The 16,443-nt window shown below is 73.4% G+C and carries 9 protein-coding genes; 6 read left to right on the top strand and 3 right to left on the bottom strand.

What is annotated here, in order from left to right; translation table 11 throughout:
• Positions 1-138: 138 nt before the first annotated feature.
• Together GPA10_RS33200 and GPA10_RS33195 are read left to right on the top strand one after the other, a co-directional pair.
• The gene (locus GPA10_RS33200) at positions 139-309 is read left to right on the top strand and encodes a hypothetical protein (protein ID WP_058847143.1); all 171 of its coding nucleotides are present in this window, start codon (positions 139-141) and stop codon (positions 307-309) included.
• A 5-nt stretch (positions 310-314) separates the two neighbouring features.
• Positions 315-581, top strand: coding sequence for a DUF4235 domain-containing protein (locus GPA10_RS33195; protein ID WP_058847240.1), 267 nt, complete (start codon positions 315-317; stop codon positions 579-581).
• 121 nt (positions 582-702) lie between these two features.
• Here the strand turns inward: GPA10_RS33195 and GPA10_RS33190 are convergent, their stop codons facing one another.
• Positions 703-1,479 (bottom strand): alpha/beta fold hydrolase, encoded by a 777-nt coding sequence (locus GPA10_RS33190; protein ID WP_157168706.1) that lies wholly within the window; start codon positions 1,477-1,479, stop codon positions 703-705.
• Positions 1,480-1,614: 135 nt separating this feature from the next.
• Between GPA10_RS33190 and GPA10_RS33185 the strand changes: the two genes are divergently transcribed.
• Both GPA10_RS33185 and GPA10_RS33180 read left to right on the top strand, forming a co-directional pair.
• Complete coding sequence (locus GPA10_RS33185) at positions 1,615-2,586, top strand: LLM class F420-dependent oxidoreductase (RefSeq protein ID WP_157168705.1); 972 nt, start codon at positions 1,615-1,617, stop codon at positions 2,584-2,586.
• 185 nt (positions 2,587-2,771) lie between these two features.
• Positions 2,772-3,236, top strand: a complete 465-nt coding sequence (locus GPA10_RS33180) for an SRPBCC family protein (RefSeq protein ID WP_058847145.1) — start codon at positions 2,772-2,774, stop codon at positions 3,234-3,236.
• A gap of 150 nt (positions 3,237-3,386) precedes the next feature.
• Here GPA10_RS33180 and GPA10_RS33175 read toward each other — a convergent pair whose 3' ends face one another.
• Together GPA10_RS33175 and GPA10_RS33170 are read right to left on the bottom strand one after the other, a co-directional pair.
• The gene (locus tag GPA10_RS33175) at positions 3,387-3,749 is read right to left on the bottom strand and encodes a hypothetical protein (protein WP_157168704.1); all 363 of its coding nucleotides are present in this window, start codon (positions 3,747-3,749) and stop codon (positions 3,387-3,389) included.
• 17 nt (positions 3,750-3,766) lie between these two features.
• A complete protein-coding gene (locus GPA10_RS33170; RefSeq protein WP_343041611.1) occupies positions 3,767-4,978 on the bottom strand; it encodes an FAD-dependent monooxygenase in 1,212 nt (403 codons plus the stop codon).
• Between the two features lie 435 nt (positions 4,979-5,413).
• Here GPA10_RS33170 and GPA10_RS33165 point away from each other — a divergent pair, with 435 nt between their 5' ends.
• Positions 5,414-14,998, top strand: coding sequence for an amino acid adenylation domain-containing protein (locus GPA10_RS33165; RefSeq protein WP_343041610.1), 9,585 nt, complete (start codon positions 5,414-5,416; stop codon positions 14,996-14,998).
• Positions 14,999-15,183: 185 nt separating this feature from the next.
• Complete coding sequence (locus tag GPA10_RS33160; RefSeq protein WP_157168701.1) at positions 15,184-16,434, top strand: serine hydrolase domain-containing protein; 1,251 nt, start codon at positions 15,184-15,186, stop codon at positions 16,432-16,434.
• The last annotated feature ends 9 nt before the right edge of the window (positions 16,435-16,443 follow it).

Genomic DNA, 16,443 nt, shown 5'->3' with positions numbered 1-16,443 from the left:
CGGAGCCTGGTCGGCCCCCGCGAGGTGTCCTACGTCGAGGTCAGGGGCGCGGCCGGCGCCTGGCACCCGGGCTACTTCACGGTGACCGGTGTGTGAGGCCGCCGACCTGGGGCACACGGGTGGCGGAGGTTGATAGACATGGTTCCTTTGCTACTGGTTCTGCTGCTCGCGCTCGTCCTTTTCGGGGCGGGCTTCGCCCTCAAGTTCCTGTGGCTCGTGGCTGCCGTCGTCATCGTGGCGTGGCTGGTCGGCTTCTTCGTGCGCCCCGCCGGAGTCGGTGGGCGCAGGGGCCGTTGGTACCGCTGGTGACGCCCGTGCGAGCCGCGAAGATCGCATACAAGCCGGTCGGTCTCGCCCTGGGTGCCGTGAGCGGCATGGTGGCCGGGGCGCTGTTCAAACAAGCATGGAAGAAGCTCGGGCACGACGACGACGCGCCCGACGCCACGGACGAGGACCGGGCCTGGGGCGAGGTGCTCCTTGCCGCCACCCTCCAGGGGGCGATCTTCTCCGTGGTCAAGGCCGCCGTCGACCGCGGTGGAGCGGTCGCGACGCGCCGGGCGACCGGCGTCTGGCCAGGATGACGGTTCGGCCGACCGGATGCTCCGGTCGGCCGAGTCGTCGTTTCCGCGTGCCGTGTGTGCCGCGTGCGCCGCGCGTGTGCCGGGCGTCGTCCGTTTTCTGCTCCGCGCGCCGGACCGTCCCTTACTCCGCTCGCCGGATGGGCGCGATGGTCCGCAGCGGCTTGTCGGCGCTGAGGAAGTCCAGGACGAGGGCGTTGACCAGCGCGGGCTTCTCCTGGGTGAGGAAGTGCGAGGTGCCGGGCACGACGGCCAGTTCGGCGTGCGGCATGGCCTCGTACATCTCGACGGCGTGCCGCATCGTCACCAGGTCGTCGTCGGCGAACATCACGAGGGTCCGGCAGGTCACGGCGGCGAGGTCCCCGGCCCGGAGGTCCGGCTCCCGCGCGGCCATCTCACCGATCTTCGTGGCCACCACCCTGAAGTGCTCGGGGTCGTCCGGCGACACCTCCGCGTACGCGGGGCCGAGGAACTCGAAGATCGCGTCGACGTCCCACCCGGCGTCCGGCGCGGCCTCGCCCGCCTTGTTGAAGCCGCCGCTGATCAGCACAAGGCGCTTCACCAGTTCCGGCCGCCGCATGGCCACCAGCATCGCCACCAGCGCCCCGTCGCTGTGCCCGACCAGGTCGGCGGGCTCGCCCACGACCCCCTCGAGGAACGCGACGGTGTCGTCGGCCATGAGCCCGTAGGTGATCGGGCCCTCGACGTCCGGGGTGTGCCCGTGCCCGCGGCGCTCGGGCGTGTAGACGTGGAAGCGCTCGGCCAGCGGCCCGAGGTTCGGCTCGAAGAACCGGGCGTCCACGAGCCCGCCGTGCATCAGCACGAGCGGCCCTCCCCCGCCGTGCTCGCCATGTTCGTCGTACCAGGTGTTCACGTCACCGAGCTGCACGTATGTGCCCATGGGTCCCCTCCGTCGTCGCGGTCGGCAGCATCATGCCGTACGCGGCCCCGGGCTCCCCGTCCGTTCGCTCCTGCTGATTACTGCGAACGGCGGACGCGGCTGTTTCATCCGATGATGCGAGGGGACGCGGTCATCATGGTGCAAATCGGATACACGATGATGACTGAGCAGGCCGGGCCGCGTGAGCTCGTCCAGCACGTGGTCGGTGCCGAGGAGGCCGGGTTCGACTTCTCGGTCACCAGCGACCACTACTTCCCCTGGCTGCGTTCGCAGGGGCACTCGCCGTACGCGTGGACGGTGCTCGGCGCGGCGGCGCAGGCCACCTCGCGCATCCCGCTGATGACGTACGTGACGTGCCCGACGTTCCGGTACCACCCCGCGGTGGTGGCGCAGAAGGCGGCGACGCTCCAACTGCTCTCGGAGGGCAGGTTCCGGCTCGGTCTCGGCTCCGGCGAGAACCTCAACGAACATGTGGTGGGTCGCGGCTGGCCGGCCGTGGACGTGCGCCACGAGATGTTCGAGGAGGCCGTCGGCATCATCCGCGCGCTGTTCGACGGCGGCCACGTCACCCACCACGGCAAGCACTACGACGTGGATTCGGCGCGCCTGTGGGACCTGCCGGAGGCGCCGCCGCCCATCGGGATCGCGGTGTCCGGTGAGCAGTCCTGCAAGCTGGCAGGGCAGCTCGCCGACCTGGTGATCGCCACGGAGCCCAAGCCGGAGCTGATCAGCTCGTTCGACCGGCACGGCGGCGCCGGGAAGCCGCGGGTGGGGCAGCTGCCCGTCTGCTTCGACACCGACCGGGACGCGGCGATCGCGCGGGCGCACGACCAGTTCCGCTGGTTCAGCGGCGGCTGGAAGGTGAACTCGGAGCTGCCGCACCCGGACTCCTTCGCCGGTGCCACGCAGTTCGTGACGCGCGACGACGTCGCCGACGCCATTCCCTGCGGGGACGCCCCGGAGGACTTCGTCGACGCCGTACGGCCCTATGTCGAGGCCGGTTTCACGGAGGTGGCGCTGGTGCAGATCGGCGGCGACTCCCAGGAGCCGTATCTGAAGTGGTCGGAGCAGACGCTGCTCCCGGCGCTCAGGGACGCCTTCGGCTGACCCCGGGCGCCGGAAACACAAAGTCGGGGCGGTTGTCCGGCGCACACGGGGTACCCGGGCCCCAGCACGACGTAAGCAAGCAAGCATCTCGTACACGAAGTACACGAAGTACACGAAGTACACGAAGCACGAAGCACGAAGCACATGAAGTGCACGAGGTGCACTAGACAATTGGAGGCACGCTGATGAGCACGGTCACGGAATCTGTGGACGTCGAGGTTCCCGCTCGCACTGCCTACAACCAGTGGACGCAGTTCGAGGAGTTCCCGCAGTTCATGGAAGGCGTCGAGGAAGTCGTCCAGCTGGACGAGCGACGCAACCACTGGACGACGAAGATCGGCGGGGTCCGGCGCGAGTTCGACACCGAGATCGTCGACCAGCTCCCGGACGAGCGCATCGCCTGGCGCACGATCAGTGGGGACATCAAGCAGATGGGCATGGTCCGCTTCCAGGCCCTGGACGCGGCGCACACCCGCGTGGAGATCGTGATGGACGTCGAGCCCGGCGGCATGACGGAGAAGGCCGCCGACACGATGGGCATCATCGACCGCCGGGTGAAGGGCGACATGCAGCGTTTCAAGGAGTTCATCGAGAACCGGTCCCTGGAGACGGGCAGCTGGCGCGGCCGGATCCGGCCCGAGGACGTGTGACACCACCGCGTGTGTCACCACCACATGTGACAGCACCGCATGTGTCACCACCCTGTGTGACACGTCGCCGAGGGCGTCGGGCCGTGGAGTGACGGCCACGCCGGCGCATCCGGCCCGGGGCCGCGCGGCACACGACCGCGCGGCCCCGCGTCATGCGCAGTCGCTCCCCACCGCGGTCAGGGCGGCGGGGAGCGACTTGCGCCACTGCCTTCGCATGAACACCACTTGCAGGCGCAGGGTCACCAGCCACACCCGCACGAGCAGGTGCCTGCCGGGCCGTCGCGCCCCTTCCCGGCCCTCGGCCTCGTAGTCCTCGGCGGCGACGGCGTGCCGTTCGACAGCGTCCTGGTAGTCGTAGTACTCGCCGAATCCGGCGGTGAGGACGCGTCCCACGAAGTCGCGTGCGTGGCACCGCGCACCGTCCCCGCCAGGCGCCTCGCGGACGGCTTCCCGGTAGATCGCCCCGTCCTCGGGGCGGTCCCACACCCATGGTGGAGCCGCTGCCGCGGACATCGACCCCGACTCCGGCGTCACGACATGGCGGCGCGTGCCACCTTCGGTCCCAGCCAGCGTTTGAGCCGCCGCAGGGCGTCGAGGCGGCCGACGGCCTTGTCGATGCCGTAGTACAGCCGGGGCGGCACATGTGGCAGCAGGGGCGAGTGGCGCTGGCCGAGGAGGGCGAACATGCGGTGCGGCGGGAGGCCGATGTAGCGCGGCAGGTGCTCGTACCACTGGGCGCTGAAGCGGGCGGCGCTCTGGATCGGGAGGAGTTCTGACTTGCGGCGCCGCTCGTACGCGGCGAGCGCAGCGGGCAGGTCCGGGTGCTCGCGCAGGGCGCCGGCGAGGGCCATGGCGTCCTCCAGGGCGAGGGTCGTACCGGCGCCGATGGAGTAGTGCGTGGTGTGGGCGGCGTCGCCGAGCAGGACCACGTTGTCGCGGTACCAGCGCTGGTTGGTGAGGGTGCGGAAGGTCAGCCACTGGGGCCGGGCGTCGGCGTCGGCGCGGCCGATGAGGGGGTGCCCGTCGAGCAGGTCGGCGAAGAGCTTCTCCAGGAGGGCGAGCCCGTCCGCCTCGTCGGCGCGGTCGAGTCCGAGGCCCGCCCAGGTCTCGGGGGCGCACTCGACGACGCAGGTGCTGCCCTCCGGGCCGTAGCCGTACGCGTAGCACCAGACCCAGCCGTGCCCGGTCTGCACGAAGGAGAAGGTGAAGGCGTCGAAGACCTTGGTGGTGCCGAGCCAGGTGTAGTGGTTGCGCCCCGCCCTGACCTCGGTGCCGAAGTGGTCGGCGTCGCGGGTGCGCAGGGAGCTGTGCAGGCCGTCGCCCGCGACGATCAGGTCGGCGTCGGCGGGCAGTTCACCGGGGGCGGCCTCCTGCGCGAACTCCAGGCGCACGCCGAGTTCCCTGGCCCGCGCGGCGAGGATCGCCAGGAGCCGGTGGCGGCCGATGCCGAAGCCCTCGTCGCCCCGGTGACGTGTCATCAGGTCCCGGGCGCCGTCCCGTACGTGTGCGACGCCGTCGCTCCAGCGCACCGAGTGCTCGGCGACGGCCCGCGCGGACTCGGGATCGTGCTCCCCGAGCTTGTCGAGCAACCCCCTCCAGTAGGTCACGCCCCACCCGTAGGTCGACCCTTCCGGGTTGCGTTCATACACGGTGACCTCGGTGGACGGGTCCTGACGCTTCAGCAGGATCGAGAGATACAGGCCCGCGGGCCCGCCTCCGACGCAGACGACCTTCACGCACACCTCTACACGTCGCACACGTTGCTCGGGATTGGTGACCGCAACGGAGCGTAGCATCACAAAAGGGGAATTTTACTAAATGACTGATTTAGGTATGCCAGGCTCGTCCCGCCCGGGTCCATTGACAGACGCATACGGCCTGATCAATGATCGCCAAGGGCGGTCGCATAGGCCGTTGATGTGACCGGCGCTCCGCGTCAGCGACTCGCTTCTCGCCCGTGCAGAGTGCATGGATGCGAATCCTCCAGAACTCGACCGCTCTGCTGAGGGAAATCCCGCACGCATTCTCCGTTACCTCTGCGAATGAGCCCGCGAGTGGAAGAGTCAGCTTTGTCCGCGAATGTGTCCGCGAACCAGGAACCCGGCAGCGAGGACCGGCAGGCAGAGCAGCACTCGGCGGCGGAGCGGTACGCACCGCGGGGCGGGCTCGCCGCGGCCGTGCTCGCGCGGGCCCGCCGCCACCCCGGGGCCGTCGCGCTCGTCGACGGCCCGCGGACCCTCACGTACGCCGAACTCGACGCGGCGAGCGCGGCGGTCGCCGACAATTTGCGCCGTCACGGGCTGCGTCCGGGGCAGGCCGTGGCCGTCTGTCTGCCCCGCTCGTGGCAGCTCGTCTGCGCCATGCTCGGCGTCCTGCGTCTGGGTGCGACCGTCGTTCCGCTCGACGCCCAGAGCCCGCCCCGGCGGCAGCACCACATCCTGACCGACGCCGCCTGCACGGCGGTGGTGCGGGGCGACGACGCGCTCGGCCCGCTCGCCGCGGACGACGCCCTCGGCGCGCTGCCCGCGGGGGTGCGTCCGCTCGCCGTGGACACGCTGCTCCGGGACAGCCTCGGCGACAACGATGCCATGGCCGCGCGCCCCGGCCCCGACCCCGACGTCTCCTTCATCTTCTACACCTCCGGCAGCACCGGTCGCCCCAAGGGCGTCGAGGTGCGCGACGCCGGGATCCTGCGCCTCGCACGCCCCGGGTATCTCCGGCTGAGCGAGGGCGCGCGCTTCGCCTGTCTGTCCAACCCCGCTTTCGACGCCCTCAGCTTCGAGGTGTGGGTGCCGCTCCTCACGGGCGGCCGCTGTGTGATCCTGCGCGACGAGACCGTGCAGACCCCCGACGTCCTCGCGGCCGAACTCGTACGGCAGCGGATAGATGTCCTGTTCATCACCGTGGCGCTGTTCAACGCGATCGTCGACAAGGTCCCGCACTGCTTCTCCGGGATCGGCCAGGTCCTGGTGGGCGGCGAGCAGCTCAACGCCCGCCTGATCCGCCGCTGGTTCCGCGACAACCCCGAGAGCCCCACCCGTCTCCACAATGTCTACGGCCCCACCGAAGCCACCACTTTCGCCCTGTGCCACCCCATCCCCCGCGACCTGGACGGCGACGTGATCCCGATCGGGCGCGCGCTGCCGGGCACCGGGGCGCTCGTGGTCGTCGACGGCTCCCGTACCGCCGCTCCCGGCGAGGTGGGCGAGCTGTATCTGTCCGGCGAGGCGCTCGCGGCCGGGTACCGCAATCTGCCCGAGGAGACCGCTCGGCGCTTCGTCACGCTCCCCTGGCACGACGAACTTCCCTGGCACGACGAGGGCGATGGCCGGGACGACGACGGGCACACGCGCCACTACCGCACCGGCGACCTCGTCCGCGTCGACACCGAAGGCCGCGTGGAGTACGTCGAGCGCGCCGACCGCCAGGTCAAGGTGCGCGGCTTCCGCATCGAACCGGGTGAGCTGGAACGCCGGATCGTGGCCCACCCGGCAGTGCGCCAGGCCTACGTCTGCACCCGGCACGACCCGGACGGCGTCCATGAGCTCCTGGCCTATCTGGTCCTCGGAGCGGAGCTGTCGTACGACGACTTCGACCGGCACCTGACCGCGACCCTGCCCGCGTACATGCGCCCCCACCGCGCGTATCTGGTGGCCGAGTTACCTCTCAACGCCAACGGCAAGGTCGACAAGCCGGCCCTCCTGAGCCGGACCGGCACACCGTGGACCGCCGCCTCCGGTTCCGCGCGGCACGAGGACGCGGCGCCCGTCACCGACCGGCAGCGTGAGGTGCTCGCCCTGGCGGGCCGGATCCTGGACGCCGCCGACCTGCGCCTCGGCGACCGGTGGGTCGCCAGGGGCGGCGACTCCCTGAAGGCACTGCGTCTGTGCTTCGAGATCCGGCGGCGCTGGGGCCCCGACGTGCCCCAGGCGCTGATCCTGCGCGGGGACCTCGCCTCGCTCGCCGCCGCGACCGAAGCGGGCCGTGCGGGCGACGGGCCGCCCTACCCGCCGGTGGCCGCCTCCGCCGGGGCCTCCTCCGCCCCGGCCACCTCCGAGCAGCAGCGGCTGTGGCTGTTCCAGCAGCGGCGGCCCGACTCCCGCGCCTACCACGTGCCGATGTCCTTCCACCTGGACGGCACCGTGGACACCGACGCGCTCCGGTACGCCCTGCGCACCCTCGTGGCGCGGCATCCGGCGCTGCGCACCGCCTTCGTGTCCACGCCCGCGGGGCTGCGGCAGCTCGTGGGCGAGGCCTACGACCCGTGGACCGCTCCCCCGGCACCCGGCACCGACCCCCGCGTCTTCGTCGACGACTTCTTCGCCGCCCCCTTCGACCTGGCCGATCCCCGGCTCCTGCGCGCGTGCTGGCTACCGCGCCCCGGCGGCGGCGAACTCCTGCTGCTCCTGCATCACATAGCTGTCGACGGCTGGTCGCTGAACGTCCTGTTCGGTGACCTGTCGGCGGCGTACGCCGCGTACACGCGGGTGCCTGAGCCCCCGGACCCGGCCGCGCTCACGGACGCACCGCAGGCCCCCACCCCCCTCGACCACGCGGCCTGGCAGGCCGAGTGGTTCACGTACGACGCCTACCAGGTCCAGCGGGCCGGACTGCGCGAGCACTACGCCGCGTCGGCGCGGGAGCCGCTTCCTTTGGAACCGACCCGTACGACCGGGCACGCGTCCGCCGGCCGGCTGCTGCGCACCACGCTCGACGCGGACCGCCGGGCCGTCCTCGACCGGCTCTGCGCCGACCTCGGCCTCACCCGCTTCCAGCTGCTGCTCGGCGTCTACGCCTGGAGCCTGTACGGGGTGACCGGGAGCACCGCGCCCCGGATCGCGGGGCCTGTCGCGGGGCGGCCGGTGCAGGAGTTCGAAGCGAGCGTCGGCATGTTCGCGAACACGCTGCTGCTGCCGCTCGGCCTGACGCCGCACGAACGGCTGCGGACCCAGGTGCGGCGGCACGCCGACGCCGCGCAGGCGGTCCTCGACCGGCAGGACGTCGCCCTCGCCCACGTCCTCACCGACGTCCACGCCGACCGGGGCACGGGCGTCGGGCAGTCGCCGTTCGACTTCCTCTTCGTCCTGGAGAACACCGACTTCGGCGCTCTCGCCCTGCCCGGCTGCACGGCACGGCCCGCGTGGCCGACACCGAGCGAGGCGAAGTGCCCGCTGACCCTGTCGGTGGTGGAGCACGGCACGGACGTCGACTGCCTGTGGGAGTACGACGCCCGGTACTTCGACGCCGCCGACGTGACCGCGCTGGACGGGCTTCTCCGCCGCGCACTCGACCTGCTGGCCGCCGGAGGGGACGCCACCCTCGCCGACCTGGTGGCGCCCCACCGCCGTGCCCTGCCCGAACCCGGCCGCGCCCCCGCCGTCCCCCCGGCGTTCACCACCGTCGCCGAAGGCTTCGCCCTCCAGGTCCGCCGCACCCCCGACGCCCCGGCGCTCGCCTCGGCGGACCGCACGTACTCCTACGCCGAACTCGACGCGTACGCCGCCGCCCTCGCCGCCGCGCTGCGGCACGAGCACCCGGTGCCCGCGGACGACGACGGCCCCCGGCACGTGGCCCTGTACCTCCAGGCCTCGCCCGAGCACGTCGTGGCGCTCCTCGCGCTGGCCCGCCTCCATCTGACCGCCGTGCCCCTCGACCCGTCCTATCCGCCCGCGCTGCTGCGGCAGATCGTGGAGCAGGTGCGGCCGCTGTGCGTCCTGGTGCCGCCGGACGACACCATCGGCACGGACGGGAACGGCGGGGCGAAGGGCACGGACGGGAACGGCGGGAACGGCGGGACCGGCGCGGATGGGCTCGACGCCTTCGCCCCTGCCGGGCTGCCGCGCCGTCCCGTCGTGCTCCCGGACACCGCGCCGGCCACGGGTGCGGCGGCCGGGGCGCTGCCTCCGCTCAGCGGGTCGCACGCCGGGCCGCACAGCGGGCCGCACAGCGGGTCGCACGCCGGGCCGCACAGCGGGCCGCACGCCGGGCCGCACGACGGACTGCGGCCGCTGTACACCCTGTTCACCTCCGGCTCCACCGGCGTGCCCAAGGGCGTGCGGGTGCCCGACCGCACCCTGTGCAATCTGCTCCAGTGGCAGCGCGAGTCCGGCGGGCTCGCGGCGCCCGCCGTCACCCAGCAGTTCGCCATGCTGTCCTTCGACGTCTCCTTCCAGGAGGTCTTCGGCACGCTGTGCGGCGGCGGTCTGCTCCATCTCGTGCGTCCCGGTCTGCGCCAGGACGCGCCCGCGCTCCTCGACCGGCTCGAAGCCGACGGGATCGAGCGCCTCCATCTGCCGTACGTGGCGCTCCAGGTCCTCGCCGAACACGGCGTCCGCCTCGGCCGCCACCCCTCGCGGCTGCGCGAGGTCGTCACCGCGGGCGAGCAGCTGCTGTGCACGGACGCCATCCGCCGCTGGTTCGCCGGGCTGCCCGGCGCACGCCTGTTCAACCACTACGGGCCGACCGAGACACACGTGGTCAGCGCCCTGTGCCTGGAGGGGGACCCGGCGGACTGGCCGGAGCGGCCCGCCATCGGGCGCCCGGTCGCGGGCGCCTGGCTGCGGGTCGTCGACGACGCCGACGAAGCCGTACCGCCGGGGCGTCCCGGCCGGCTCCTCATCGGCGGTCCCATGGCCGCCCCCTGCTACCTCGGCGACCCCGCCCTCGACGCGGAGCGCTTCGTCGACCTGCCCGGCCTCGGCACCTTCTACCGCAGCGGCGACGTGGCCCGCTTCGACGCGGACGGCCTGCTGCACTACCTGGGCCGCGACGACCAGCAGATCAAGGTGAGCGGCCACCGCCTCGAACTGGGGCAGGTCGAGGCCGCGCTCCTCCGGCACCCGGACATCGCCAACGCCGTGGTCGTACGGGACGACACCGACCGGCTCGTCGCCTGCGTGCAGCTGCGTGACGGCGCCGCCCCGCACGCCGTCACCCCGGCCGTCCTCTCCCGCCATCTGGCGCCCCTGCTGCCCCCGTACATCCGCATCGACCGCTTCCGGAGGCTGCGCGCGCTGCCCCTCGCCCCCAGCGGCAAGCTGGACCGGCGGGCGGCGCTCACCGTTCCCGGCGAAGAACTGCGGGACCCCGAAGCGGTCACGGGGCCGGATGCCGACGCGGGCCTCTCCTCGTCCGAGGTCCGGCTCAGCGCCCTGTTCGAAGAGGTCGTCGGACTTCCCGTCGGGCCCGACGAGCGCTTCTTCGACGCCGGGGCGTCCAGCCTCGACCTGATGCGCTTCCACCTGCGGTGCACCGCCGAGCCCGGCCTGCGCTTCACCGTCCCCGACCTGTTCGAGCACGTGACGGTGCGGCGGCTCGCGGCGTTCCTCGAAAGAACGACGGTGCCCGGCCCGGTCACCCGGGGCGCGCCTGAGCCCGTGCCCGCCGCCGACGAACCCGTCGCCGTCGTCGGCATGGCGGTCCGGCTGCCCGGCGCCGACGACCTCGCCGCCTTCTGGGACCTGGTGTGCACGGGCGCCCGCGGCATCGAGCACTTCGACGCCGCCGACGGCCTGGTCGGCGCGCGCAGCCAGATGTCCGGCCTGCTCTCCTTCGACCCCGAGCACTTCGGCATCAGCCGCCAGGAGGCCCGGCTGATGGACCCGCAGCAGCGGCACCTGCTGATGAGTTCCGTCCAGGCCCTCGCGCACGCCGGTGTCACCGACCCGGCCGCCCGGCGCGTCGGGCTCGTCGCCGGGTGCGGCGAGAACACCTACTTCCAGTCGCTGCTCCGCGACGGCGACCCGGAGCAGGTGCCCGACAGCTTCCACATGGCCCTGCACCACGACAAGGACTTCCTCACCACCAAGGTGGCCTACCACCTCGATCTGTCGGGCCCCGCCTTCACCGTGCAGGCGGCGTGCGCCAGTTCGCTGGTGGCGGTGCACGTCGCGGCGGGGCTGCTGCGCCAGGGCGACGCCGACGTGATGCTCGCGGGCGGCGTGCTCGTCGACACCCTCCTGACCGACGGCTACGCCTACCGGCCGCAGCACATCTTCTCCAAGGACGGACACTGCCGCCCGTTCAGCGACGACGCGGACGGGACCGTCGGGGCGAGCGGTGTCGGCGTGGTGGTCCTGAAGCCGCTGCGGAGCGCGCGCAGGGACGGCGACACCGTGTACGCGGTGATCACCGGCTCGGCCCTGAACAACGACGGCGCGGGGAAGATCGGTTACAGCGCGCCGTCGCTCGCCGGGCAGCGCGAGGTGATCCGTACCGCGCTGCGCCGCAGCGGCCGTACCGGCGCCGACATCGGCTATGTCGAGGCACACGGCACCGGTACGCGGCTCGGCGACCCCGTCGAGGTCGGTGCCCTGCGGCAGGCCTTCGGGCTCCCGGACGCGCCGGGTGCGGACGGCGCGGACCGCGCGGGCGACGGGAGCGCGGACGACGCGGGCGGCGCGGGCCGCTGTGCGCTGACGTCGGTGAAGAGCCAGATCGGTCATCTCGGTGCCGCGGCGGGCGTCGTCGGACTCGTACGGGCCGCGCTCGCCGTGCACCACGGGGTGATCCCGCCCACCGCGGACTTCCACCGGCTGAACCCCCACCTCGCCCTCGACGCGGCCCCTTTCCACATCCCGACCGAGGCGAGTCCCTGGCCCGCGGGGCGGCCCCGCGTCGCGGCCGTGAGCAGCTTCGGCATCGGCGGCACCAACGCCCATCTCGTACTCGAAGCAGCCCGCGCCCCTGACGAGGCCGTCCCGGCGGCGCAGCCGGATCCGACGTACTGCCTGGTGCTGTCCAGCAGCAGTTCCGCGGGGCTGCGCGCCGACGCCGCCCGCGTCGCCGACTACCTGGCGGCGCGCCCGGAGGCGTACGGCCGCGTCCTGCGCCATCTCCAGGCCGGACGGCCCGCGCGGCGCCGGCGGGCCGCGGCGGTCTGCCCCGACGCCGGGGCCGCCGTGGCCTGGCTGCGTACGCTGGCCGCCGCCGAAGCGCCCGGCGTGGACACGGCAGCCCCAGCGGATCCGACTCCCTGCACCGCCACGCACCGCACGGCGGCCCCGGAGCTCGCCGACGCCTGGCTCGCGGGCCGGACCGTCGTCTGGCCCCCGGGTCCTGCCCAGGCACCCTGGGACTTCCCCCCACCGGCCTTCCACCTCACCGAGTACGACTTCCGGCGCGCCGCCCCCGCGGCCGCGGGGGCGGCCACCGAAGGCGGCACCGGCCGGCCGCAGCGGCTGCCCGAGGCCGACTGGCTGCACCAGCCGCACTGGGTGCGCCTCGGCCGCGCCCGCACCCCGGCGGGTCCGCGCACACCCGCGCTCCTGGTGGCGATGGCCGCCGCGCCGCTGCCCCCGGAGGCGCTGCGCCCCTTCGCCGCGGTGTACGAGCGGGTGGTACGGGTCGGCGCAGGTCCCGCTTTCGCCCGCGTCGCGGAGGACGTCTACGAGGTGGATCCCGCCGAGCCCGCCTCACTGCGGCAGTTGCTCCACGCGCTGGCCGCCGCGGGCTCCTCGGGTCCGTCGGGGCCGACGGACGTCGACTGGCTGCACGCGCTGCCGCTCGCGGTGGCCGGCCCCGTGGGCGAGGACAGCGTCGACCGCGCCCGGTGGGCCTGCCTGGACACCCCAGCGGCCCTCACGCAGGCGGCGGCCGACGTCCGGGACGTGCTGCGCGTGCGGCCCTGGTGGCTCTCGTACCGCGCCCAGCCGGTCGAAGGCGACGTGCTGCGACCGGAGTCGGGGCTCCTCGCGGGCGCCGCGGAGGTGCTGCCGCAGGAGTGCGCCGTCGACGGCCGCTGGCTCGACCTGCCCTCCGCTGACCCCGGCGAATGGGCCGCCGCCCTGGCCGCGCTGACCGCCGGGGCCGACGCCTCGAAGGCCCTGCCACGGCGGCTGGCGCTGCGGAAGGGCTACTGGTGGCGGCAGGCACTGCTCCCCGTCCCCACCGCCGACGTACTCGACGTACCCGATGTGCTCGGCGTACCCGGCGTACCCGGTCCGTCCGAGGGGACGGGACCGGGTACGCCCGACGCGGGGACCGGCACTTATGTGGTGCTCGGCGGCACCGGCGGGATCGGCGGCGCACTCGCGGCCTGGCTGCTCGCGCGGTCGGACTGCCGGGTCGTCCTCACCTCACGGCGCCCTCGGCTCCCCGACGGCCTGGCGCCGTGGGCCGACCGCGTCGAGCTGGTCGAGGCCGATCTGGCGACGGAGCCGCTCGACGTGATCCTGAAGCGGATCGAGGGTTGCGCTCCCCGCGTCGACGGTGTGGTGCACGCCGCGGGTGAAGCGGGCGGCGGCCTCGTCGCGCGCCGCGACCGTGCCGCCGTACGGCGGGTCACGGAGGCCAAGCTGCGGGGCGCTCTCCTGGTGGAGCGGCTCGTGGAGCGGCACCGCCCGGACTTCGCCGTGTACTGCTCGTCGATGGCGGCGCAGTTCGGGGGCGTCGGACAGTTCGACTACGCCGCCGCGGGCGGCCTCCTCGACGGCTTCGCCCGCCACTCGTCGGGCGACACCGGAACCACGGTGCGGCTCGGCATCGGCTGGGACATCTGGAGCGAGGCGGGCATGGCCCGCGACGCCCTCCCGACCGACGCCCGGCACCAGGCGCACCTCGCGGTCGGCCTCGCGGTGGCGGAGGGGCAGCGGCTGTTCGCCAGGGCGCTGCACCTCGGCCTGCCGCACCTCCTGGTATCCACCACCGGCATCGAGCGTGCACGCGAGTTCTACGCGGCGCCCGCGGACACCCGGCCGCCGCCGGCCCCGCACGAGGCCCCCGGCCGCAGCACCGATGAGGTCGCCGAGCGGCTCGACGGCTGGGTGCGCTCCCTCCTCGGCGTCGACGGCCTCGACCCGGACGCCTCGCTGTACGACCACGGCGCCGACTCGCTGACGCTGCTCGACCTGATCGCCAAGGTGGAGCAGCACTACGGCGTCGACGTGGAACTCTCCGAACTGAGCCACCGGGTCAGCCTCAACGAGGTGCGCTCCCGCCTCAGCGCCGCCGTGCCGGAGCACCTCGTGTCCGTGGAGGTGTGGCAGGAGGGGACGAGCCGGGACCTGATCTGCCTGGTGCATCCGGTCGGCGGTGACATCCAGGCGTACCGGGCCCTGGTCTCCGAGCTGGACCCCCGCCTCACGGTCTGCCTGATCGCCGACCCGGCGCTGCGCCGCGCGGACCTGCCCGGCTGGTCGATCGCCGAACGGGCCCGCCACTACCACGCGGCGCTCCAGGCCCGCTTCCCGCACGGCACGTGGCGCTGGCGCCTGGCGGGCTGGTCGTTCGGCGCCTGGGTGGCGCACGCCATGGCCGCCGAGGCGGAGGCGTCGGGGCGCCCGGCCACCCGGCTGTATCTGCTCGACCCGCCGCCCCCGGACGCCGCGCGGCTGTTCCGGGCGTACGACGAGACGCAGTTCGAGGCGGTCTTCGCGCACGAGCTGGGGCAGGGCTCCGGTGCGGCCACGGGTCCGTCGGCCGGGGCGGCCACGGGTCCGTCGGCCGAGGCGGCCACGGCGTACGCGCGGCGCCTCGCCCGCTGCTGCCGAGCCAACGTGGCAGGCATGGCGCGGCACGAGCTGCCCCGGCTGACCGGCACCCCCGCGCGGGTGTGGCTGGCGGGCCGTCCCGTGGCGGACCTGCCGCCGCCGGGGCCGGTGGGCGACCAGCAGCGAGCCTGGCGGGCGGAGTTGCCGCGGCTGAGGTCCTGCGACGTCCTCGACGCCACGCACTACGGCGTCGTCAGCGCCCCGCAGGTGCGGGCGGTGGCCGCCGCCGTCAACGCCGAGTCCCTGCCGGACGCGCCGCACGAGGCCGGGTAGGCAGCGCCCCGGCCCGCGCGAGGGCAGACGCCGTCGACCGTACGGGCACACCGTCCTGCCCGTACGCCCGCCCCGCACGCGCCGGAAGCCAACCCTCCGTCACCTGCCTATACGATCACGCCAGGCGGGCACCGACCGATGCCCGCCCTCATGCAGCGCACAACAATAGGTGGGGGCAACACCTGATGGCAGGAACCAAGTTCACCCGTACCGCGACGGTGACCGTGACCGGCGTCGTGTTCGCGGCACTGGGAGCGACGACGGCCGTGGCCGGGCCCGCGAGCGGTCCGAAGGCCGATCCGGCGCCGGTGCGCGCCGCCCTGGACCGCACCGTCGCCGCGGGCGCGCCCGGCGCCTTCGCCGTCGTGCACGACCGCGACGACGCGAGCCGCGACCTGCGCGTCGCCGTCGGCAAGTCGAACCTCGGCGGCACGCCGATGAAGACCGACCGGCGGTTCCGGGTGGGCAGCAACTCCAAGATGTTCACGTCCGTCCTCGTGCTGCGCCTCGCCGAGCAGGGCCGCATCGACCTCGACGAGCCGCTGCGCGACTACCTCCCGGCGGGCACCCTGCCCGCGGACTGGGAGATGACCGGCCGCCAGGTGCTCCAGCACCGCTCGGGGGTCTTCGACCACACCAACGACCTCCTGGAGCAGCCCGGCGAGGAGACCACCAGCGCGTTCGAGAAGCGCATCCGCAACACCGTCTACCAGCCCGCCGACCTGGTGGCGCTGTCGGTGAAGCACGGCAAGCAGTTCACGCCGGGGGAACGCTACTCGTACTCGAACACCAACTTCGTCCTCCTCGGCATGGCCGTGGAGCACATCACCGGCACGTCCTACGCCGAGAACCTGCGCACGCAGATCATCAAGCCGCTCAAGCTGCGCAAGACGTCGTACGTGGTCCCGTCCAAGAAGATCGCCGGGGCGCACGTCACCGGCTATCTGACGAACGACGACCGCACCAAGCCGCTCCTGGACTCCACCGAGCAGAACGGCTCGTGGGTGGGCAGCGCGGGCGCTGTCATCTCCTCCGCCGCCGACCTCGACACCTTCCTCTCGGCGCTGCTCGCGGGCGACTCCGGCGGGCTGCTCTCCGACGAGTCGGTGGGGCAGATGACGACCGTGCTGCCCACCCCGACGGCGAAGGTCTCCTACGGCCTCGGGCTGCGCGAGATCACCCTGTCCTGCGCCAAGGTGTACGGCCACGGCGGCATCGTCCAGGGCTACCAGACCCAGTCCTTCGCCACCCGCGACGGCCGCCGCACGGTCGTGGCCGTCGCCAACGCCTCCAACAACAGCGGCGTGACGCAGGCCCTGACCAACACCCTCGAACCGGCCTTCTGCGGCACCAAGCCCCCGGCGGCCGCCAAGTTCGAGCGCTCGCCCGCCCCGGCCCCCGCCTCCGTCCCGGTGGCCGACGACACCCGGTTCTGACCCCGGCCG

The sequence above is a fragment of the Streptomyces typhae genome, from assembly GCF_009755605.1.
Lineage (GTDB): Bacteria > Actinomycetota > Actinomycetes > Streptomycetales > Streptomycetaceae > Streptomyces > Streptomyces typhae.
This window is presented reverse-complemented; position numbering and strand designations above follow the sequence as displayed.

Bases quoted from the DNA above. Each gene is read 5' to 3' on its own strand.
- GPA10_RS33200 (WP_058847143.1), top strand. From the start codon at position 139: ATGGTTCCTTTGCTACTGGTTCTGCTGCTCGCGCTCGTCCTTTTCGGG.
- GPA10_RS33190 (WP_157168706.1), bottom strand. From the start codon at position 1,479: ATGGGCACATACGTGCAGCTCGGTGACGTGAACACCTGGTACGACGAA.
- GPA10_RS33185 (WP_157168705.1), top strand. From the start codon at position 1,615: ATGGTGCAAATCGGATACACGATGATGACTGAGCAGGCCGGGCCGCGT.
- GPA10_RS33180 (WP_058847145.1), top strand. From the start codon at position 2,772: ATGAGCACGGTCACGGAATCTGTGGACGTCGAGGTTCCCGCTCGCACT.
- GPA10_RS33175 (WP_157168704.1), bottom strand. From the start codon at position 3,749: ATGTCCGCGGCAGCGGCTCCACCATGGGTGTGGGACCGCCCCGAGGAC.
- GPA10_RS33160 (WP_157168701.1), top strand. From the start codon at position 15,184: ATGGCAGGAACCAAGTTCACCCGTACCGCGACGGTGACCGTGACCGGC.